Annotated in this window: 14 protein-coding genes; 9 read left to right on the forward strand and 5 right to left on the reverse strand. The window is 51.1% G+C overall.

All coding sequences use genetic code 11. The features are described 5' to 3' along the window. Nucleotides 1-35 precede the first annotated feature (35 nt). From H8B09_RS08825 to H8B09_RS08840, 4 genes are all read right to left on the reverse strand, one after another. A complete protein-coding gene (locus H8B09_RS08825) occupies nucleotides 36-1283 on the reverse strand; it encodes a glutamate-5-semialdehyde dehydrogenase (protein WP_191203771.1) in 1248 nt (415 codons plus the stop codon). 52 nt (nucleotides 1284-1335) lie between these two features. Then, complete coding sequence (gene proB / locus H8B09_RS08830; protein WP_191203142.1) at nucleotides 1336-2436, reverse strand: glutamate 5-kinase; 1101 nt, start codon at nucleotides 2434-2436, stop codon at nucleotides 1336-1338. Nucleotides 2437-2860: 424 nt separating this feature from the next. After that, nucleotides 2861-4054 (reverse strand): pyridoxal phosphate-dependent aminotransferase, encoded by a 1194-nt coding sequence (locus H8B09_RS08835; RefSeq protein ID WP_191203143.1) that lies wholly within the window; start codon nucleotides 4052-4054, stop codon nucleotides 2861-2863. Nucleotides 4055-4227: 173 nt separating this feature from the next. Continuing rightward, nucleotides 4228-4689 carry a hypothetical protein gene (locus tag H8B09_RS08840; protein ID WP_191203144.1) on the reverse strand — a complete coding sequence of 154 codons (462 nt, stop codon included), beginning with the start codon at nucleotides 4687-4689 and terminating at the stop codon, nucleotides 4228-4230. A 122-nt stretch (nucleotides 4690-4811) separates the two neighbouring features. Here H8B09_RS08840 and H8B09_RS08845 point away from each other — a divergent pair, with 122 nt between their 5' ends. Continuing rightward, entirely contained in the window at nucleotides 4812-5612 is an 801-nt protein-coding gene (locus H8B09_RS08845) for a carbon-nitrogen family hydrolase (protein WP_191203145.1), read from the forward strand. Nucleotides 5613-5649: 37 nt separating this feature from the next. Here the strand turns inward: H8B09_RS08845 and H8B09_RS08850 are convergent, their stop codons facing one another. Further along, entirely contained in the window at nucleotides 5650-6552 is a 903-nt protein-coding gene (locus H8B09_RS08850) for a LysR family transcriptional regulator (RefSeq protein WP_191203146.1), read from the reverse strand. Between the two features lie 269 nt (nucleotides 6553-6821). On the opposite strand from H8B09_RS08850, the gene leuC reads away from it, so the two are divergent. The 8 genes from leuC to H8B09_RS08890 all read left to right on the forward strand — a co-directional run bounded on the left by leuC (nucleotide 6822) and on the right by H8B09_RS08890 (nucleotide 21249). Further along, on the forward strand, nucleotides 6822-8246 hold the full coding sequence (gene leuC, locus H8B09_RS08855) for a 3-isopropylmalate dehydratase large subunit (protein WP_191203147.1): 1425 nt from the start codon (nucleotides 6822-6824) through the stop codon (nucleotides 8244-8246). Nucleotides 8247-8273: 27 nt separating this feature from the next. Continuing rightward, nucleotides 8274-8873, forward strand: a complete 600-nt coding sequence (gene leuD / locus H8B09_RS08860) for a 3-isopropylmalate dehydratase small subunit (protein ID WP_191203148.1) — start codon at nucleotides 8274-8276, stop codon at nucleotides 8871-8873. A 481-nt stretch (nucleotides 8874-9354) separates the two neighbouring features. Next, on the forward strand, nucleotides 9355-10896 hold the full coding sequence (locus tag H8B09_RS08865; RefSeq protein WP_191203149.1) for an N-acetylmuramoyl-L-alanine amidase family protein: 1542 nt from the start codon (nucleotides 9355-9357) through the stop codon (nucleotides 10894-10896). A gap of 680 nt (nucleotides 10897-11576) precedes the next feature. Then, nucleotides 11577-13115, forward strand: a complete 1539-nt coding sequence (locus H8B09_RS08870; protein ID WP_191203150.1) for an N-acetylmuramoyl-L-alanine amidase family protein — start codon at nucleotides 11577-11579, stop codon at nucleotides 13113-13115. A 13-nt stretch (nucleotides 13116-13128) separates the two neighbouring features. Beyond that, a complete protein-coding gene (locus H8B09_RS08875; protein ID WP_224753418.1) occupies nucleotides 13129-13686 on the forward strand; it encodes a GerMN domain-containing protein in 558 nt (185 codons plus the stop codon). 151 nt (nucleotides 13687-13837) lie between these two features. Continuing rightward, nucleotides 13838-16552, forward strand: coding sequence for an S-layer homology domain-containing protein (locus H8B09_RS08880; protein ID WP_191203152.1), 2715 nt, complete (start codon nucleotides 13838-13840; stop codon nucleotides 16550-16552). Nucleotides 16553-16694: 142 nt separating this feature from the next. Further along, nucleotides 16695-17408, forward strand: a complete 714-nt coding sequence (nth, locus tag H8B09_RS08885; RefSeq protein WP_191203153.1) for an endonuclease III — start codon at nucleotides 16695-16697, stop codon at nucleotides 17406-17408. 127 nt (nucleotides 17409-17535) lie between these two features. Continuing rightward, nucleotides 17536-21249: a dynamin family protein gene (locus H8B09_RS08890; protein WP_224753419.1), complete on the forward strand. Its 3714-nt coding sequence runs from the start codon at nucleotides 17536-17538 to the stop codon at nucleotides 21247-21249. Nucleotides 21250-21855: the final 606 nt, after the last annotated feature.

Consider the following 21855-nt stretch of genomic DNA (forward strand, 5'->3'; position numbering starts at 1 on the left):
GTTAATTAGTCATTAGAAATACATTCAAACTTCAGTTATCCGCGCACCTGACCATTGCCGCGAATCGTGTACTTGGTCGAAGTAAGGGCAGGGAGGCCCATTGGTCCGCGTGCGTGAAGCTTCTGCGTACTGATGCCGATCTCGGCTCCGAAGCCGAATTCGAAGCCGTCGGTGAAGCGGGTGGACACATTGTGATAAACAGCGGCTGCGTCGATATCTACCAGGAAGCGTTCTGCATTGTCGGTGTTTTCCGTAACAATGCACTCCGAATGCATCGTTCCGTAGCGAGCGATATGAGCCAATGCTTCATCGAGACTATCGACAATACGTACGTTGAGAATATAGTCGTTATACTCTGTTGCATAATCCTGTTCAGTCACTGCATTCGCATCCGCGATCAGCTTGCGTGTCCGTTCGCATCCGCGCAGCTCAACATTGGCAGCTTTCAGCGCATCCGTCAGAACAGACAGGCTGTGCGAAGCGAAGCTGCTATGTACGAGCAACGTCTCCATCGAGTTGCATACGGATGGACGTTGTGCCTTCGCATTAACTGCGATTCTAGCAGCCATCTCAGCATTTGCCGACTCATCGACGAAGGTGTGGCAGATGCCGGCGCCAGTCTCGATGACAGGTACGGTCGCATTCTGCACGACGTTCTGGATGAGGGATGCGCCGCCACGTGGAATAACTACGTCGAGCAGTCCATTCAGCTTCAGCATTTCGTCGACAGAAGAGCGTCTCGAATCTTCGATCATCTGGAGTGCTTCAACAGGCATTGCAGTGTGAGAAATCGCTTCGCGAAGCACTTCGACAATACGGCGGTTTGAATCCAGTGCAGCGGATCCGCCGCGCAGTACAACGGCGTTGCCTGTCTTGAGGCAAAGGCCTGCAGCATCGACCGTTACATTCGGACGCGCTTCATAGATCATACCGATAACGCCAAGCGGAACGCGGCGCTTCTCGATGTGCATGCCGTTAGGACGGTCGAATGTCTCGAGCAGATCGCCAACTGGGTCTGGCAGCTCTACGATTTGACGTAGTCCTTCCGCGATTGCTTCAATACGGGAGCTGTTCAATGCCAGTCGGTCCAGCAGTGATTCGCTTGTGCCATTCTCGCGTCCGCGCTGCAGATCGCGCGCATTCGCTTCCATGATCGACGCTTGCTCGGTCAGCAGCGCGTCCGCCATTGCTAGCAACGCCTCATTTTTTTGTGCCGTCGTCAGACGGTTCATGCCCGATGCAGCGCCTTTGGCAAGCTGTGCTTTCGAGCGTACTTCACTTATCGTGTTCACTTCACTCATGTCCATACTCCTCCTTAACAATTATGAGCAACGTTTATTTCAGTGTTATCCATTCGTCCCGGTGAATGACCTCTATACGGGCTACTTCGATGCGACGTTTCACTTCATCCGAATTCATGCCGGCAACTGCCTTGAGCTGCCAAGCATCATAGTTCACAATGCCGCGGCCGATGGTATCGCCGCTCAGTCCTGTTACTTCAACGACATCGCCGTGATGGAAGTCGCCGGACAATTCTGCGACGCCTGCTGGCAGCAAGCTTTTGCCGCCCATCCGAAGAGCATCTTCGGCGCCTGCATCAACGATAATACGGCCCAGCGGCATAGAGTGGAAGCCAAGCCACTGCTTCTTGACTGGCAGGTTGCCAAGCGTTGTCTCGAAGTAAGTGCCTTTACCGATGCCGTCCACAGCAAGACGAAGATCACCGGGCTCGGCAGCACGTCCGACGAACGCGGGAACGCCGCCGCGCATCGCGATGCGCGCTGCTTCAAGCTTGGATCGCATGCCGCCTGTTCCGACAGAAGAGCCGGATCCGCCTGCAAGCTGCATCAGGTCTTCGGAAATTTGCGGTACGCGCTCAATTCGGTAGGCGTTGCTATCTTTGCGCGGATCAGCAGTGTATAGCCCGTCAGTGTCGGTGAGAATGATCAACTGCTTAGCCTTCACGAGATTCGCGACGAGTGCAGAGATCATGTCATTATCGCCGAATTTCAGTTCCTCGGTAGCGACGGTGTCATTCTCATTGATGACTGGAATCGCGCCTTGACGGAGCAGCTCTTCCATCGTCATGAGCGCACATTCGATGCGGCGGCGGTTGGAGAAATCCATTCGCGTCAGCAAAATCTGTGCAGCTGTATGGCCGCTGCGACCGAACGATTCTTGATACGCCTGCATGAGCAGCGCTTGACCAACTGCAGCGGAAGCCTGCTTCTCGTGAAGCAGCTTAGGGCGGTTTGTAAACCCAAGCGCCCGGAATCCGGCAGCGACTGCGCCTGAAGTGACAAGGACGACACTATAGCCCGCATCCTTCAACGATGATAGTTCAGATACAAAGAAATCAAGTTTGTTTCGGTTCAGGCCGCCTTCATCTGACGTAAGCGAGCTGCTGCCGATTTTGACTACAATACATTCTCCCATGAAGATCCCTTCCCGTAACAATAATGATAAGTATGTAATTCGATTGTATTCGAAAAAAGAACGGAAAAATAAAAAGACTCCCATCCTTATTAATAAAGGACGAAAGTCTGTGCTTCCGCGGTACCACCTTTGTTGACGACTGCCAACGGCAATTATGAATAATCGCTGTTGCGAGAGTCGTCCCGCTCATGCCTTGTAACAGTAGGCACTGTCCGACTCATCGTCGGCCGTTCGGGGGTAGGATTCAGCCAAGCATCGCGGTAAATTCTTGCAGCCTATCGGAATTTACTCTCTGAGCGCGGTGCGGAAATGACTTACTGGTCCCGTCATTACGTTCCGTATTTTCAATCGATGTAATCAGCATATCATGATTGCAGTAGCGTGTAAAGAAAGGCGAGCCCCCAGCGGGCTTCAGCCGTACCACTTATTCTGCTTGGAAAATACCGAGTGCGCCAATCCGCCGAACCGCTTCACGAAGTCGTTCAGCAGGGGCGAGAAGTCCAAGGCGAACGTAACCTTCGCCATGCTCGCCGAAGCCGATCCCAGGTGCGACGACAATGTCCGCTTGTTCCAAAACAAGATCAGCGAATTCAGATGAAGTATAGGGCTTCGGCACCGGCAGCCAGCAGAAGAAGGAGCCGCCAGGTTTGGTCGCTTTCCAGCCGATAGCATCAAGTTCTTCGAACAAGGCATCACGGCGATGCTCGTATTCCGCGCGAAGCTCCTCGACGCAAGTCTGCGAATCTGTTAGTGCTGTTGCAGCTGCTTCTTGAATGCCGCCAAACAGACTGCAGTAATAATGGTCTTGAATCAAATTAATAAGTCCGACGATTTCTCGGTTGCCAAGTGCGAAGCCGACGCGCCAGCCGGCCATGTTGTACGATTTGGATAAGGTATAGAATTCAATGCCAACTTCTTTTGCGCCTTCTGCCTGCAGGAAGCTGACAGGGCGCTGGCCATCGAAACCAATTGCTCCGTAAGCGAAGTCGCTTGCAATCACAATATTATGCTCACGGGCGAAATGAACGGTCGATTCGTAGAATGTCAGATCAGCTACAGCGCCAGTCGGATTGTTCGGATAATTAATGAACATAAGCTTCGCTTGTTCAGCAACCTCAATAGGGATAGCCGTATAATCTGGCAAGAAGCCGTTCTGCTCAAGAAGCGGCATGAACGACATGTTCCCGCCAGCCAGCTTCACGCCTGACCAGTAATCGGGATATCCGGGATCAGGCACAAGACAAATGTCACCTGGATTAAGCAGGCATTGGCTAATTTCGATCAGTCCGGTTTTGCCGCCGAACAGGATTGCTACTTCTGTATCAGGATCAAGTTCAACGCCATAATCATCGGCATACCGCTGCGCTACAGCCTCTTTAAGGAAACGATAGCCGGTAAACGGGGGATATCGATGATACTGCGGATTATCTGCTGCCGTCTTGAGCGACTCGACAATATGGGAAGGTGTCGGGCGATCGGGATTTCCTTGTCCTAAGTTGATGACGTCCCGTCCTTTGGCGGTTTGTGCATTTGCTTTAGCGACAAGCGATGCGAAGAACTGCTGCGGCAGTCCAACCATCCGCTCTGCGGGATGAATGGATACAGGTTTAGAATTCATGGTCACGGCTTCGTCACTCTCCACCTATTCGGATCGATATATGCCATACTTTAGCACGATGCGGATGGGAGTGTCGAGAATGCTGCAGGCAGCACAAGAGCGGGCCAGCGCCCGCTCGATATGTAAACCGCCTTCCACAAGCTTAAGCCAGAAGGGAAGACGGGATATTGCAATTAGGAAGGGATGCCGATCTTCTTAACGAAAGGTGCGATATCTGCGCTGAATTGCAGCAGATACGGGCGTCTCTGATCGTCGAATACAAGCAGAAGCGGCGGTTTATTCGCACAGTTGAACAGGAACACTTCACGAACGACAAGCTCTGTTTGCGAAACCTTGACTTTGGCCGGTTTGTTCAGCGGTATGCGGTATACATACAGACAGCTGTCATCCGACTTAAGCTGCGGCGCGAAACCCGTAACAGACTTCAACCAGCTGCGGGCGAATTTCTGATACTGACGGTCGTTATCGACAGACTTGACGACCTTCTCTGCTTTCACATCGAACACTTGAACGGGATGGCTCGGTGCTTTCGCTTTGGCATCAGCAGCATGGGCTGCTGCTGGGTTCAGCATAGTGACGAGCAGCAGCATAACTGCTACTACGGCAGCGAAGTGATGGTACAGACGATTTCTCATGTCCAGTCTCCTTTAACTTTCGATAGTAGTACGCCGTTCTACGTTAACATTCCCGTCTTGACACGGTTCCATGAGGGGTTATGATTAGGAAAATACAAACTGTTCGCAAAGGAAGATCAAGCATGTCAAATACAAAACTGAAGCTGGCTCTGCTCCAGATGGACGTTCAGATCGGGGAACCAGAGGCCAATTTCGTCACGGCAGAGAAGCTGCTGAATAAAGCTGTCTTAGCGGAAGATAAACCCGACCTTATTATGCTGCCCGAGATGTGGAATACCGGATACGCACTAGATCGCATTCATGAATTGGCAGATGTGGAAGGAGTTCGAACGCGCGAGAAGTTCGCTTCATTCGCGAAGGAGCACGGGGTTCTACTGATTGGCGGTTCCATTGCGGAGAAGCGGGAAGACGGAGTGTTCAACACGATTCATGCGTTCGGGCGCAGCGGGGAAGAGCTGGGCGCTTATGACAAAATCCATCTATTCCGCCTCATGGATGAAGAGAAGTTTCTTCAGCCTGGCTCTCAGATGGGTACGTTGGCACTTGAGGGCACCCCTGCAGGCATGATGATCTGCTATGATATTCGATTCCCAGAGCTGTTCCGCAAGCTCGCGCTTGCCGGAGCGAAAGCTGTATTCGTACCCGCTGAATGGCCGAATCCGCGGCTTCACCATTGGCGGACACTGCTCCAAGCACGTGCCATTGAGAACCAGATGTATGTGATTGCATGCAATCGCTGCGGACAAAGCGGCGACACGGTGTTCTTCGGTCATTCGATGGTTATCGATCCATGGGGCGAGGTTATTGCGGAGAGTGACGATCAAGAAGGCATACTGACGGCCGAGATCGACTTCGCGCTGGTCGATGAAGTGCGTAAGCGGATTCCGATCTTCGAAGATCGCCGTCCTAAGCTTTACGAATAGTTGTTTGGTCAAAAAGATGGCTAGCCGGGCATTCCGGCTAGCCATTGTAATGTTTGTCGACGGTACGTTTCATCGTTCGGATGAACGCTTCTGCTGCACGGGACAAATAGCGGCCCTTCCGACTCGCAATGACTAGCGTACGGGAAGGGGCGGGGTCGGCGAGCGACAAGTAGAGCGGCGTAAATTCGCTGCGCGGCGCGCGAGTGATCATTTTGGGCACGAGTGCAATGCCCATCCCCGCAGCGACAAGCGACTGCACGGTCTCAATGTTACTGCTCTCGAACACGATTCGCGGTGCGAAGCCGGCTTGCTCGCACAGATCAATCGTAATCTGACGGAACCCTTGACCTTTCTTCAGAACGATGAACGACTCATTCTCAAGTTCTTTGAGGTGAATCTGGCCCGTGTGATTAGCAAGCGGATGGCGATGAGGGAGCGCCAAACAAATCTCTTCCTCTATAAGTGGCTCCCAAGCGAGCGATGTGTCGAACAGCGGTAACGATAGCAGACTGATGTCCGTCTCACCGCTTGCGGTTAACTGTTCCAGCTTGGCAGAAGTATCTTCAATGAGCACCACCTCGATCTCCGGGTACTGCGTGCCGAACACGGGCAGTACGAGAGGGAGGATGTGCGATCCTGTAATTGGCAGACTGCCAACGACAAGGCGGCCTTTGCGCATATGCGCCATATCTTCCATCTCTTGCTTCAGCTGTTCAGATGCATCAAGAATGGTCTGCGCTTTATGGACGAACACAGCGCCTGCATGTGTCAATTCGACGGAGTTAGTCGTCCGACGGAACAGAAGAACGCCGATTTCCTTCTCAAGTTTGGACAGCTGCTGGCTGAGTGAAGGTTGGGCGATATGGAGTTTCTCCGCAGCGCGGGAGAAATTTTTCTCTTTTGCAATTTGAATGACATATTGAAGCTGACGTAATTCCATCGACTGAAACATCCTTTCGAACGGTTAGGTAACTGCAAATAATTGATGAGCTGCCAATTGTTATAGGAAAGAACAAAACGATTCTAAGTAAGATGTCGGCTTATCCCTGAAAGAGCGCTATATGCAATGTCATAATAGTTATAACCTATAGCTTTTATAGATATTATATCTTGGATCAATGAATAAGAACATGCTATTGTTAAACTAATTTAAAGCACTATTTTGCTTTATCCAATTATGAGAAATAGACAATTACGGGGTGAAACGCGATGACTAAGAAAAGAACAATGTTTGAGAAAATTTGGGATAACCACGTGATTCATTCGGAAGAAGGCAAGCCGAGCATTCTTTACATCGACTTGCACTTGGTTCACGAAGTAACGTCGCCGCAAGCGTTCGAAGGTCTGCGCATGTCGGGTCGTAAAGTACGTCGTCCTGAGCGTACATTCGCAACGATGGACCATAACGTTCCTACGAAAGATCGCTTTAATATCACGGATCCAATCTCCAAACAGCAAATCGATACGCTGACGCAGAACTGCGCAGACTTCGGCGTTAAACTGTTCGACCTGAACAATATCGACCAAGGCGTTGTTCACGTAATGGGACCTGAAATCGGTCTGACTCACCCAGGCTACACAATCGTGTGCGGTGACAGCCATACGTCGACGCACGGCGCGTTCGGCGCACTCGCTTTCGGTATCGGCACAAGCGAAGTTGAACACGTCATGGCTACGCAATGCTTGCAGCAATCCAAAGCGAAAACGATGGAAATCCGTTTCAACGGATCCCGCAAACCAGGCGTAACGGCGAAGGACTTGATCCTCGGCGTAATCGCTCAATACGGTACAGACTTCGCAACGGGCTATGTTCTTGAGTACACGGGCGAAGCAATCCGCTCGCTTACGATGGAAGAGCGTATGACGGTTTGTAACATGTCGATCGAGGCAGGCGCTCGCGCTGGTCTGATCGCACCGGATGAAACGACGTTCGAATACCTGCGTGGCCGTGAATACGTACCGCAAGGCGAAGCATTCGACCGTGCAGTGGCAGAATGGTCGCAGCTTCGTACGGATGAAGGCGCAACGTTCGATACGGTTGTTGAATTCGATGTTGACTCGCTGATTCCGCAAGTAACATGGGGCACGAGCCCAGGCATGGGTACGGACATCACATCCGTTGTTCCTAACCCAGCTGAGATGGCAACAGAGAATGAGCGCAAAGCTGCTGAAGCGGCGCTTGAATATATGGCACTGAAACCAGGTACGCCAATGAGCGAAATCGAGATCGATTACGTCTTCATCGGTTCTTGCACGAACGGACGCATTGAAGACCTTCGCGCTGCTGCGGAAGTGGCGAAAGGCTACAAAGTTAGCGACCGTGTAACGGCAATCGTTGTTCCAGGCTCGGGCCGCGTTAAACTGCAGGCAGAGAAGGAAGGTCTTGATAAGATCTTCGTAGAAGCAGGTTTCGAATGGCGTGAAGCTGGCTGCTCGATGTGCCTCGCGATGAACCCGGACGTTCTGAAGCCAGGCCAACGCTGCGCTTCGACGTCGAACCGTAACTTCGAAGGCCGTCAAGGCCGCGGCGGTCGTACGCACCTCGTTTCCCCGGCAATGGCTGCAGCAGCTGCAGTTATGGGTCGCTTCACGGACGTACGCGACTGGAAGCTGAAGACGGAAGTTGCGAACTAATCGCCTAAGAGAGGAGAACGATATAACATGGAAGCTTTTGTTAAACATACAGGTATCGTCGCACCGGTTGACCGCGTAAACGTCGATACAGACGCAATCATTCCTAAACAATTCCTGAAACGTATCGAGCGCAGCGGCTTCGGCCAATTCTTGTTCTTCGAATGGCGTTTCTTCGAGAACGGTGATGTAAACCCTGACTTCGAGCCTAACAAAGCTCGTTATGAAGGTGCATCGGTTCTGATCTCCCGCGCTAACTTCGGCTGCGGCTCCTCCCGTGAGCATGCGCCTTGGGCGATTCTGGACTACGGTTACAAAGTTATCATCGCACCATCGTATGCTGATATTTTCTACAACAACTGCTTCAAGAACGGCATCCTGCCGATCAAGCTTAGCGAAGCACAAGTAGAAGATCTGTTCCAACGTACGGCTAAGCATGATGGCTACAAGCTGAACGTCGATCTGGAGAACAAAGTACTCTCCGACGAGTATGGCCTATCCATCGCATTCGAGCTCGACGAGCATCGCCGTCAATTCCTGCTGCAAGGTCTGGACGATATCGGCCTGACGCTTCAGCATGAAGACAAAATCTCCGCTTTCGAAGCAAAACGCGCAGGTCAAACGGCTTAATCGCCTAACCTGTCTAAATAGAAAGCTCTGTAATTGCCTAAGGCAGTTACAGAGCTTTTTTTGTTATCCAATCTTATCTTTGTATGTACTTGCAAAAAAAAGCTCGAACAAAAGCTGTGCCCCACAGGGGTACGCGACCCCAAGCACGCAGTAACTTACCCGCTCTTACGTCAATCCCACGCCCATTCCGGGGTCCAGGGGACGGGAGTCCCATGGGGCCCTCCCTTGCAGGGAGGGTTTGGGTGGGTAGAACGCTTTAAGGTTAGATAGCTTGTACTCTAAAAGGTTTATATTCTTAGAGATCCATCTTAGGTAGAAATAAAATAATAAGGGATAAAAGGGGCCTGGCCCATTTTTTTCTTTATGCGCAACATTTTCCGATTGGGCACGTCTAATCTTTCGTCTGTAATAGACGAATTGCGCGTCTACTCGACGAGATTCGTTGCGAGCAATCCTCCATATTCTTTAATAGAGGTGAAAGATGAGAAAGCTAGTGGTCGTTATCATGTTGCTGTCGCTCTTCTTCTCGTTGTTCCCAGCGATCGGACAAGCAGCGTCCGTCACGCCGAAGCTCTACTTGAACGGCAAATTATTGGAATCGAAAGAGGATCCCCAAATTGTTGACAAGTCGACGCTTGTGCCTGTTAGGGTAGTTGCAGAAGGACTAGGTTATAACGTTGGATGGAGCCAATCCATCAAACAAATCAGTATCCAAGATGATTCAACCCAAATCACGTTAACAGTCGATAGCCGGTCGGCAAGTGTGAATGGCACCGTTGTGCAGCTTGATGCTGCAGCAATGATCATTAACAAAGTTACAATGGTACCGATTCGATTCGTTGCGGAGAGCCTCGGGCTTCAAGTGTACTACGATAAACCGACGAAGGCAGTTCATCTGTATAAACACGCGGATTCAACGCTTGATAGCGTCGTAACAGGCAGTACGACGGGCGCCGTCGGCAAAGGTACAGGGAGCAGTTCTGGCAGTGGGGGCTCCATAGGGTCTGATCCTTCTTCTGACGGATCAGGTAGCTCAAACGCAGAGTATTCGTCCGAAAGTTCGAAAAATAATAGTACGAGTCCGAATACAACAAAATTTCCAACCAATGCAGCGGGTTTGCTGAAAGCGGTTCAATTCGATGGTTCATCGAGTGTCTTAATTGATTATGAAGGAACGATTGCAGGTATCAAATCGTTTACGTTAACTTCGCCGGATCGTATTGTACTTGATCTGCCGAGCTCGGCATTCGCATCTAGTTTGACCCCAGGAGAAGTTGTCGTTGATTCACACCCAACACTTACCAAGATTCGTTATGCAGTTGGACCAGATAGTTCAACAACTCTGCGTATTGTATTCGATCTGAAGGCAGCTTCGAGCTACACGGTATCGGAGCAGAGTGGACGTATTCAAGTTGATGTATTTGACCCTTCTGTCGTGCTGCCAGAGACGCTGCCATTGGATACTAGCACAGTTTCAGGGGACAAACTGTATAAAGTCGTCATAGACGCAGGGCATGGAGGCACTGACCCGGGCACATCTTCCGCTAGTGGACTGTACGAGAAGACGTTCAACCTGAGCATTGTGCTCAAGATGAAAGAATTGCTCGACAAAGAAAAACGCATTCAGGTTACATACACGCGAACGGACGATACTTATCCGACCCGGAAGGAACGGGTTAATATGGCGAATAACATAAAAGCGGATGCTTTTGTATCCATTCATGCCAACAGCTTTACATCACCTGCAACGAACGGTACGGAGACATATTACAACCGCAGCGATTCGAAGCCATTTGCGCAAATTATGCATAAGCATTTGGTTGAAGCAACGGGATTAAAGGACAATGGCGTTCGTTTCGGTGATTTTCAAGTGATCCGAGAGACAACGATGCCTGCCATTTTGCTCGAAAATGGTTACATGTCGAATGAAAACGACGTGAAAGCTCTGTTCGATAATGCCGTCCAGAATCGTATTGCCGCTGCGATTGTTGCTGGTATTAAAGAGCAATTGAAGCTTCAGTAGGATGTCCAACATTACGTTTGTGTTCTGCAATTGTCTCTTCATCTGAAATTATCATTCCAATCATAAGCGCTCTATGACTGTCGTAAGGCAGTCATAGAGCGCTTTTATTTTCTCCTCGGGTTTAGGTGGGGAGATAATAAAAAAGAGCTCCCAAGGGCGAAACCCTTGGAATCCTACAACTGGTAGAAGTCAACGGTGTCCATAGGGGCAATGCCCTGTACCGTCTTAGTACCATCAATGGGCGGTGACAGGTGGACATGTGCAAATGAAGTGTGCGGTCGGTTGATCGTACCTAGATACAGCGGGCAATTAGCTTTGCCGCGCAGGCGCGGCAAGTGCGGGCGCACGTTCCAAAGTAGTCAAAGCTGCGTCCTTGTGAGGAGTCCAGAGGTCACACGACCTTTGGGGCCCTCCCTTGCAGGGAGGGTTTGGGTGGGTAGAAATCTTGAATTTTTAGAAAGCTTGGTGTTTTTTGATCTCTAAGAAACTAGATATGTAGAAATTTAGGGGATAGAAGGGGCGAAGCCCCTCTTTTCCGCGAAAAACTTCGCAACATTTATCCTTTATACGCAACTTTTTCCGATAGTGCGCGTCTAATCTTTCGTCTGTAATAGACGAATTGCGCGTCTACTCGACGTAATTCGTTGCGGGCAATCCATATTCTGTTTTAGAGGTGAAAGATGAGAAAGCTAGTTGTCGTCATCATGTTGCTGTCGCTCTTCTTCTCGCTGTTCCCAGCGATCGGACAAGCAGCTTCCGTCACGCCGAAGCTCTACTTGAACGGCAAATTGTTGGAATCGCAAGAGGAACCCCGAATTGTTGGTCAATCGACGCTTGTGCCAGTAAGGATAGTTGCTGAAGGTTTAGGTTATGACGTTGGTTGGAAGCAGTCAGACAAACGAGTTGATATTTCAGATGCTTCTACGCTTATTACATTGATCGTAGACAGCCGCTCGGCCAATGTGAATGGCAACGTCGTACAATTGGATGCTGCCGCAACCATTATTAACAAAGTCACAATGGTGCCAATTCGTTTCGTCGCAGAGAGTCTCGGGCTTCAAGTGTATTACGACAACCCGACCAAAGCGGTACATTTGTACAAGCCAGCCGATTCTTCCACTGGAAGCGGAAGTACGGGAAATGGCAGTAACGGCAACAACAATGGTAGTAATTCTGGCAGTGATGGCTCCTCAGGTTCGGAATCTTCTTCAGGAAATGGTGATTCCAATACAGGAAATTCGTCGGAAGGCTCGAATAACAACAATACGAACCCGAACACGTCTGTGCCATCCAATGTCCAAGGCTTCTTGAAAACGGTGCAGTTCGATGGTATTGCAAGCGTATTGATCGATTACGATGGAACCATTACACCGAATAAAGCGTTTACACTTACGGGTCCTGATCGAATCGTCATTGACTTGCCGAACTCGGCATTCGCATCGACGTTAGTTCCGGGACAGGTTGTAGTTGATTCACATCCATCGCTTACGAAGATCCGTTATGCTGTCGGACCAGATAGCCCAACGACGCTGCGCGTCGTGCTTGATCTGAAGGCTGCCTCGTCTTATAACGTATCGCAGCAGAATGGACGCATCCAAGTAGATGTATTCGACCCTGCGGTAGTACCACCCGAAACAACAACACCTACGACGCCTTCAACGCCTGACACAGGTTCGGGAGACAAAGTGTATAAGGTCGTTATCGATGCCGGACACGGCGGTAAAGACCCAGGTGCGAGCACCGCAAGCGGGCTGCTCGAGAAGACATTTAACCTTAGCATTGTTCTGAAAGTGAAGGATCTGCTCGACAAGGAGAAACGCATTCAAGTGACATATACGCGTACGGGCGATACGTATCCAACCTTGCAGGATCGGGTAGATATTGCGAATAAACTGAAGGCGGATGCTTTTATCTCGGTTCATGCTAACAGCTTTACAGCTGCAACGAATGGAACGGAGACGTATTACAATCGGGCAGACTCGAAGCCGTTCGCACAAATTATGCACAAGTATTTGGTGAAAGCAACAGGTCTCAAGGACAACGGTGTACGGTTCGGCGATTTCAAAGTAATCCGTGAAACGACGATGCCTGCTATTCTGCTCGAATCCGGCTACTTGACTAATGCGACAGATTCTAAAGCGCTATTCGATAGTGCCGTTCAGTCACGAATTGCTGCAGCAATTGTTTCCGGTCTTAAGGAACAGTTGAAGCTTCAATAAAAATGAGGTGAGCATGATGCGTCAACTACGTACAACGATCGGACTGCTGCTGCTCTCAGCGGCACTTGTAACTGCTGCCACCGGATGCGGTACGAAGGATAAATCACCGCAAGCCAATGCCAATACGGATACGAACGTGTCGGCAGCTGGCGACCAGTCGGAGCAACCATCCTCATCGGAGAAAACTAAGCAATCGATACATATTTATTATTCCGATCAGGATTTGACTACGCTTGTCGAGCTTAATCGTGAAATTGAATATGATTCGCCAGATCAGAAGATTGCGGCCGCTCTTTCGGCACTGCAAACGGACGGCAGCATCGATGCGTTGTCACTATGGAGCAAGGCACAGTTTCTATCGTCATCCGTGAAGGATGGGGCTGTCACAATAGACGTTCATTTGCCGGAAGGCGCACGTCTTGGAGCACCAGGTGAGATGTTGGCTCTACAAGCGTTGAAACAGACGTTGTTCCAATTCGACGATGTCCAATCGATTGATGTGCTTGAAGACGGCGAAGCCGTTGACACGCTGATGGGACATGAAGAGCTGCCGCATCCATTCGTGAAGTAATTCGATTGATCAAGGTGAAACGACTGTCGCCGTTCTCTGAACGGCGCAGTTCGTTTTTTGTCGGAATAATTCAAGCCTAAGCATGAAGGTTTATACGTTCTTGGATTTCAAGTAGGAGCGACATGTTTACTATTCGAGGAGGCTATCGTAAATGATTTATCATCCCAAATCCTATAAAGCAGCTGCATGGCTGCTAGCATTGTCGCTGACGGCTGGCGGTACTGCATCCGCAGCTGCGGTGCCATACGATACAACCTCAAGTGCAGCGGCTACAGGCGCAGCCGTAACAGCTGCTTCTGCAACGCCGTTCTCCGACGTTGCACCTGCACACTGGGCAGAGAAGCATATCTCCAAGCTGGCAAGTCAAGGCATTATCGTCGGCAATAACGGTTTGTTCCGTCCATCAGACAGCGTGACACGCCAAGAAGCAATCGTTATGGCGATTCGTTTTGCCGGATTGGAAGGCCAATTGAATCGTAAGGAAGCGGTTGTATTTCCAACCTCATTCCATGTTGATAACTATTTCATTCCGTATGTTGTACTGGCATTCGAGAAGGGTCTTATCGATCAGAAGGAACAGTTCGCTATTGCAGATAAGGAAGGCAAGGACTGGGGCAGCGCGAAAGCTTCCAGGGAGTGGGTAACGAAGCTTACCGTGAAGGCGATTGGCAAGAATGCTGAGGCATTGGCACTGGGGAATCAGAAGATTCCGTTTGATGATGCTACTGCAGTAGGTGAAGGCTACGCCGGTTACATTAATGAAGCGGTATCGCTCAAGCTCATGAATGGGGTTGCGAACAATAAGTTCGATCCTGCGGGCGCTGTCACGCGTGCGATGATGGCGAAGCTGCTTAGCTTAGCGGAAGGCCAATATCCCGTCAACTATGCAGGGCAGACAGAAGGCATTCTGACATCGCTAAAGGATGGTAAGCTAGGTCTATATACCTCTGATGGCGAGAAGACGTATACAACGAGCGCAAGTACAGTATTTGCTCGGTTCGATCAAGAGCAATTGTCGAATGCAGCGAATATGATTTCATATGCACGCGTATCGGTAATTATAAAAGACGGTGCAGCACAATATGTTGAACTGCTAGGCACGGAACAACAAGTGGAGACGATCAACGGCACGTTTGATCGCATCATTCCATCGACGCACAAACTGTGGATTTGGGTGAATGACGAACCTGTTGAAATTCGTTACGACGATTCGCTACAAGTGGTTGACGGACAAGGTAATGTATTGGATGTATCGGCACTGACGAAGGATGCAACCGTTAAGATTACGCGTGATAAATTCCGTTCATCCCCAATAGCGATTTCGGTTCAAGTTGCAAGCGCGCCGCAAAGTAAAACAGGCACTGGAACGGTGCAGTCCGTAGGTGCTTCTGCGATTACCATTAATTCGAATGGCGCTTCCGAGACATGGAACGTATCGCCCGACGCGCTTCTGCTGAGCGGCAACACGCTTCTTGATTCCCTGGCTGCCGTGAAAGCAGGCGACCAGATTTCGTACGAGGTGAAGAACGATGCCATCGTTCGATTGGTCGTTGAAGTTACGAACTCCGCTAAGGTAGAGTCCGGTATTTTCTACAGTTCGGATAAGAAGACGATCACTTATTTGAAAGACAAGAAATACATTACGAAGCCGATAACAGATGCGACGGTTATCAATATCGAGGGCATGCCTACAGCAACGCTCGAGGATCTGCAAGACAGCGATCAGATTGAATTGACGATCAATGCATCGGATCAAATTACGAAGATTTCGGTATTGAGCCGTAAAGTTGAACTGGCTGTCGGCGTAGAAATTCGCAACTACGATGCTGACTACAAAGCATTGAACGTTGTCGATGGCAATGGCAAGCTGCGGACGCTTTATCTAAGAGCAAACAGCCAGATTGATATGAACGGATTAGCATTTACGATCGATTCAGCAGTGTCCAGCGGGTTGTTGGCTAAAGGTCGCAAAATTACGATCAGCTATACAGGCGACACCATTGTAAAAATTCAGCTTGCATTTAAGTATACCGGCACTGTCGTTTCGGTTGATTCGACGAATCAGAAGCTGACGATTTCCATGAACGGCACATTGATGACCCTGCCGTTGCAGACGCCGTATGTTGAACAATTTGGCAAGGCAAGCAGCGCTTTGTCCGATGTTCAATCGGGCGCAACGATCACAGCGACGATGAATCAAACACAGGACAAAGTCGGCGGAATTTATATTCACCGCTATCTGCAAATGAAGGTTGTGAGTGTAAATACTTCAACGAATCGAATTACGGTTCGCGAAGGAAATAACTCCGCTATCGAAATCAATGCCAGCAACGCGGAACTGGTGGACGAGAACGGGGTGAAAATCTCTCTCGGCAGCCTTTCGGCGGGCAACGTCGTCAACGTATCCTTCGTAGGCAGCACGCTATCTAATCTTCAGCGTGTTACCGTAAGCGTAGGTGCGGTCAAGAGTGTGGATGCTTCACAAGTAGCACTTGTTGATTACTCGGGACGCACCGTTAATGTACCTCTTGGCACTGGCTATTCCATTATTCGCAATGGCTCTTCGTCGGCATCTTATTCAGCAGTTCAGGCTGGCGACCGCGTTGAAGTGCGTAAGGATACGCAAGGCAAAGTGCAAGTGACGGTGCTCTCAAGCGTCGAGAAGAAGTTCTTCAAATATGATTCTGCAACAAACACGATTCAGACCAAACGAGCTAATATCAATGATACGAATTATAAGTTCTCGCTAGCAGGCGTTCCGTTGACGTCTGGCGGATCGGGTATTTCGCCGACATCGCTTAAAGATGACGACAGCCTTATCTTCTACTATTATGAGGATAAACTGATCGAAATCGAGAAACGTTAATTGTTCTAAACAGCAAGACCTCTGGAAGAAACCGATGTATCGGATTCTTCCAGAGGTCTTTTGGTTTTACTGTTATGGTTGCATGACGTGACATTTTTCGCTACACTTTTGACTAATAGTGTGTTTTTGGGGAGAGAGGGCAATGACAGGGAAGGAACGAATGCAGCGCATATTAGAAGCAACTTACGCGATGTTTCCAGACGCGCATTGCGAGCTTCGTCATAGCAATCCGTTCGAACTGACGATCGCGGTTCTGTTGTCTGCACAATGTACGGATGAGACGGTTAACAAAGTGACGGAGTCGCTGTTCCAGAAGTATAGGCGCCCAGAAGACTATCTGGCCGTTCCGCTTGAAGAACTTGAACAGGATATTAAACGAATCGGATTGTTCCGAAGCAAGGCGTCGAACATCCAGAAACTGTGCCAGCTCGTGATTGACAAATATGGCGGCGATGTGCCGCGCGAGCATGCACAGCTGACAGAACTTCCTGGCGTAGGACGCAAGACAGCGAACGTCGTCGTATCGAATGCGTTTGGCGTACCGGCTATTGCGGTAGATACCCATGTGGAGCGTGTTTCGAAGCGGCTTGGGGTTGCAAAGGAAGATGATTCCGTTCTTGAGGTAGAGAAGAAGCTGATGAAGCTGGTGCCGCGTGAGATGTGGACGCAGACGCATCATACGCTTATTTTCTTTGGGCGCTATCATTGTAAGGCACAGCAGCCGAAGTGCGAGATTTGCCCGCTGCTTGATATTTGTAAGGAAGGTGCTCGCCGTATGAAACCGACCTCAACCAAAGCGAGGAAAACGACTGTTACAAGAAGCACGGCAGCGAAGACGAAGAAGAGTTCATCGTAGTGTCATTATCGCGGAGTCTCGTCATGAGTTGAATGCGTATGTATATGACATAGAGATGCGGATAGGGGAAGCGTGAGGCGATTGCAGGTTGCGCCGGGCGTTAGAGAGAGGAAAGTGGGAGAAACCGATGATGAGCCGTTTAACAGAAACAAGAGAAAGCGTTTGGGCAGAAGCAATTGAAATTTTAGAGGGCAAAATGGTGAAGACCGGCGATAGCGAGACAGCAGGCAAGCTGAAGCAACTGGCGGATAAACGAGCGAACGGTAAGCTGGCCGTTGCATTCTGCGGTCACTTCTCGGCAGGGAAGTCGACGCTTGTTAACCGATTGTGCGGCGCGCAGCTGCTGCCATCCAGTCCTATTCCAACCAGTGCTAACGTTGTTACGATTCAAGGCGGACCACGTGCTGCCGTTAGAATCGAACAGATGACCTTAGATGGCCGTCATGAAACGGTAGAGCTTCCTACGTCGGAGCTGGAGCACTTAAATAAATATTGCATTGATGGCGCCCGTTATATGACGGTCGACATTGTATATCCTTCGGACCTGTTGAGCGACGATATGATGCTACTGGATACACCAGGCATTGACTCAACGGATGATGCGCATAAGCAAGCTACGGAATCGGCACTTCATCTCGCCGATGTCGTTTTCTATGTAATGGACTACAACCATGTTCAATCGGAGATCAACTTCTCTTTTGCCAAGGAATTGAAGGATTGGGGCAAGCCGCTCTATCTGGTTGTAAACCAGATCGATAAGCATCGGGAGCGTGAATTGTCGTTCGATGAATACCGTACGAGCGTCGAGCAGGCGTTTGCCAACTGGCATTTGGAGCCTGCAGGCATTCTGTATGTCACAAGCCGTGAACCGAACCATCCGCACAATGAATATGAATCGCTCAAAGACTTGCTTCGCAAGCTTGCATCCGTTCGCGGAGAGCTGGCGGATTGGAGCGTGTCGGCTTCGCTGCGCCATCTGGTCAACGTACATGCGAAGAGGCAAGAGGAGTTGGCGGAGCCGGAACGACTTCGTTACCTCGAAGAAGCAGGCGGCGAAGATGCAGCTGCCGAGGTGAAGGGAACGCTGCGAGCGCTTGAAGACAAACTCGCTGCTTTGAACGGTCAAGCGGAGCAAGAGCGCCTTGCCATGCGTAAGGATGTGCAATCGCTTCTCGACGGCGCTATTATTACGCCTGCTGCGCTGCGTGATATTGCGCACCAGTTTCTCGAGAGCTGCAAACCGGGCTTTAAGGCGGGTCTGCTGTTTGCAGGCGCGAAGACGGCTGCGGAGAAGGAACGGCGACAGGAGCAATTTCGCAGTGAGTTTGAATCAGTTGTGAAATCCGCAATTGAGTGGCATCTGACGGAGCTGCTGCGGAAGGCAGCAGAACGGGCAGGTCTATCCGATGATCAGATTACAGCGTATCTGAAACAAATCGTATGGTCGCCAACAGGTGAATGGCTGACGGAGCGGGTGAATAAAGGTGCATCGTTTGGCAACGAGTATACGATGACGTACAGCCGCGATGTTGCCGCGGATGTAAAGTCGGTGTATCGCCAGCTGGCCATGCCGCTGATCGATGAGTTCGCTGCCTTCATCGCTGCGAACAATGGGGCAGCGGTGAAGGAAGCAGAAGCGGAGCTTCATGCGCTGAGCTCGCGCGCGGCAGCGCTCGCGAAGCTTGAGGCGCTCGCGCAGCGGCTCGCGGCTGATGCGGCTGCTCAAGCGGCGCTGCTGCCGCATCAGCCTTCGGCGCCTGTGCTGCCAGCGCCGACGGCACTGCCGCGCGGCGACGCACGCGCAGCCGCGCCAAGCGCTGCTGCTGCTTCGCAGCAGCCCGCCGCAGCGGGCCGCGCCGCGAGCGCCGAAGCGCGCGGCTCTGCCGCAGCGCCAGCCGCGCCTCGCGCGGCCGCTGCGCCGGCAGCTGCGCTAGCCGGCGGCGACGCTTTTGCGCCGCAGCGCCAAGCGGCGGCGCGCCTGCGCAGCGCTGCTGCGCTGCTGGCGCCGCACTCAACGCTCGGCGCCGCTGCTCGCGCGATGCGCGAGAAGGCTGACCGGCTGCAGAGCAGCCGGTTCACGATCGCGCTGTTCGGTGCATTCAGCGCCGGCAAATCATCGCTCGCGAACGCGCTCATTGGCGCTTCCGCACTGCCTGTGTCGCCGAACCCGACAACGGCAGCGATCAACCGGATCGTGCCGCCAACGGATTCGCAGCCACATGGCAGCGCGCGCGTTGTCATGAAATCGAAGGACGGCATGCTCGACGACCTTCGTTATTCGCTCGCCCTTCTTGGCGAGACGGATCTGCCTACAGATGAGCCAGGATTGATGCGCCGTATCGCAGCGCTGCGACCAGAAGCGGTGCAGGCAGGCGGACGTCCGCATTACAGCTTCTTGAAAGCAGCGGAGCAAGGGTGGAGCAGCCATTCAGCTAGTCTTGACCAAGTGCTGTCTGTTGACGAGACCGAATATCGCCGTTTCGTGGCAGAAGAATCCCGTTCCTGCTTCGTAGCTGAGATCGAGCTGCACTACAGCTGCCCGCTAACGGACGCCGGCATTGTGCTAGTAGATACGCCAGGGGCCGACTCAGTCAATGCGCGTCATACTGGCGTCGCGTTCAACTATATTAAGAACGCCGATGCAGTATTGTTCGTGACCTACTATAACCATGCCTTCTCACAGGCTGACCGTCAGTTCCTGATGCAGCTTGGTCGTGTGAAGGATCAATTCGAGCTTGATAAAATGTTCTTCCTAGTAAACGCTGCGGATCTCGCGTCGTCCCAGGAAGAGCTGGAGGGCGTGCTCAAGCACGTCTCTGATAACCTGCTTCAGCATGGGATTCGATTCCCTCGTCTTTACCCAGTATCGAGCCTTCAAGCGCTTGATGCGAAGCAGGACGGCGATGAAGCAGCGTTACAGCAGTCCGGTGTTGCTGCATTCGAACAATCGTTTACGACATTCATTCGCGACGACCTGGGCCGCATGGCGGTTGAATCTGCTGATCGAGACATTGCACGTACAGGCACGCAAGTAGCGGGTTGGATTGATTCCGCTCGAGGCAGTGCCGCAGAACGTGCTGAGCAGCGTGAGAAGCTGCTCGTTCAGACTGAACGTGCATCTGCAGTTGCTCGATCGGTAAATGAGCTTGCTGATCTGCAGTATGATCGGTTGAAACGCGAGCTCGAGGAGCTGTTGTTCTATGTTTTGCAACGGATCGGACTTCGTTTCGGCGAGTTTTACAACAATGCCTTCAATCCGTCGACGCTGCGCGATGACGGCCGCGATCTGAAGAAAGCGATCTGGACGTCATGGCTGGAGCTCGATCGTCAGCTTGCCGTCGAATTGGCGCAAGAGCTGGAAGCGACGACCCTGCGTATGGATAATGCGCTGAATGCGCTTATGAAAGAAAGATACGAACGTGTAACGTCAGAGCTGGCTGAGTTGCTAACAGGCTTCGAAGCGTCTGCCTTTGCCCGCACGGAGTGGACGGCAGACAATGTCGGCAGCAGTTGGGAAGCAGGCCAAGTCGAAGCCAAATGGTTCTGGAGCCGCTTCAAGTCGCCGCGTCAATTCTTCGAAGGCGACGGCAAGGCAGCGATGCGTACGGACATAGAAGCGATGCTGGCCGATCCACTGCGCAGCTGGTCCGATCGAGCAGCAGCAAAATGGAACGCGATCTACGAAGATCGTCTCCGCGAGGCAGCAGCAGCAATCAGCACCAAGCTCGGCGAGGAATCCCGCGCTTATGCAGACGGTCTGCTCGCATCCCTTCAAGACGGCAGCAACCTGAGCGAGCTAACGGAGCTCCACAAATCGCTTCAATCACTACTACAACCATAATCATGACCATAAAGTGCCGCATTCCAGCGATGGGATGCGGCACTTTATTTATTGTTGCCGCTGCTCTAACGAACCAAGTAGACGTTATTTGCAGATAAACTACACACCAGAATTTTAAGGAAATAAGACGTCCTTATATCACGATTTTTCACGTCTGTTCGCTATAATATGACCCAATAGCGTTACCGGAGTTCATTACAATACAGAGATGGTTAATTCGTGGAACATAGCGTCTCTAGGGCTCTTTACAGCAGGCATGAGACTCCCAGCGCCTCTCTATTGGGAGGGTGGTTGGTAAAAAAATGATGTGGCTAATCGAATGTATCTCCAGTGGGCGGTGACAAGTGCAAATAACGAACAATGTTTGCAGACGATAGACCGTATCTAATCACTCGTACAAAAGCTTTGCCGCTGGAAGCGGCAAGTACGGGCATAACATTCAACTTAACCAAGAGCTTAAGTCCTTCTGGAGCCCCTCCTCAAGGAGGGATGTGTGTAGAAAATGATGCAGCTAATCGAATGTCTCTACAATGGGCGGTGACAGGTGGACACGTGCGATTGGAGTGTGCGGACGACTAACCGTATCTAGATACAGCGAACAGGAGC

Origin of the sequence: Paenibacillus terricola, from assembly GCF_014779765.1 — a bacterium.
GTDB lineage: Bacteria > Bacillota > Bacilli > Paenibacillales > Paenibacillaceae > Paenibacillus_T > Paenibacillus_T terricola.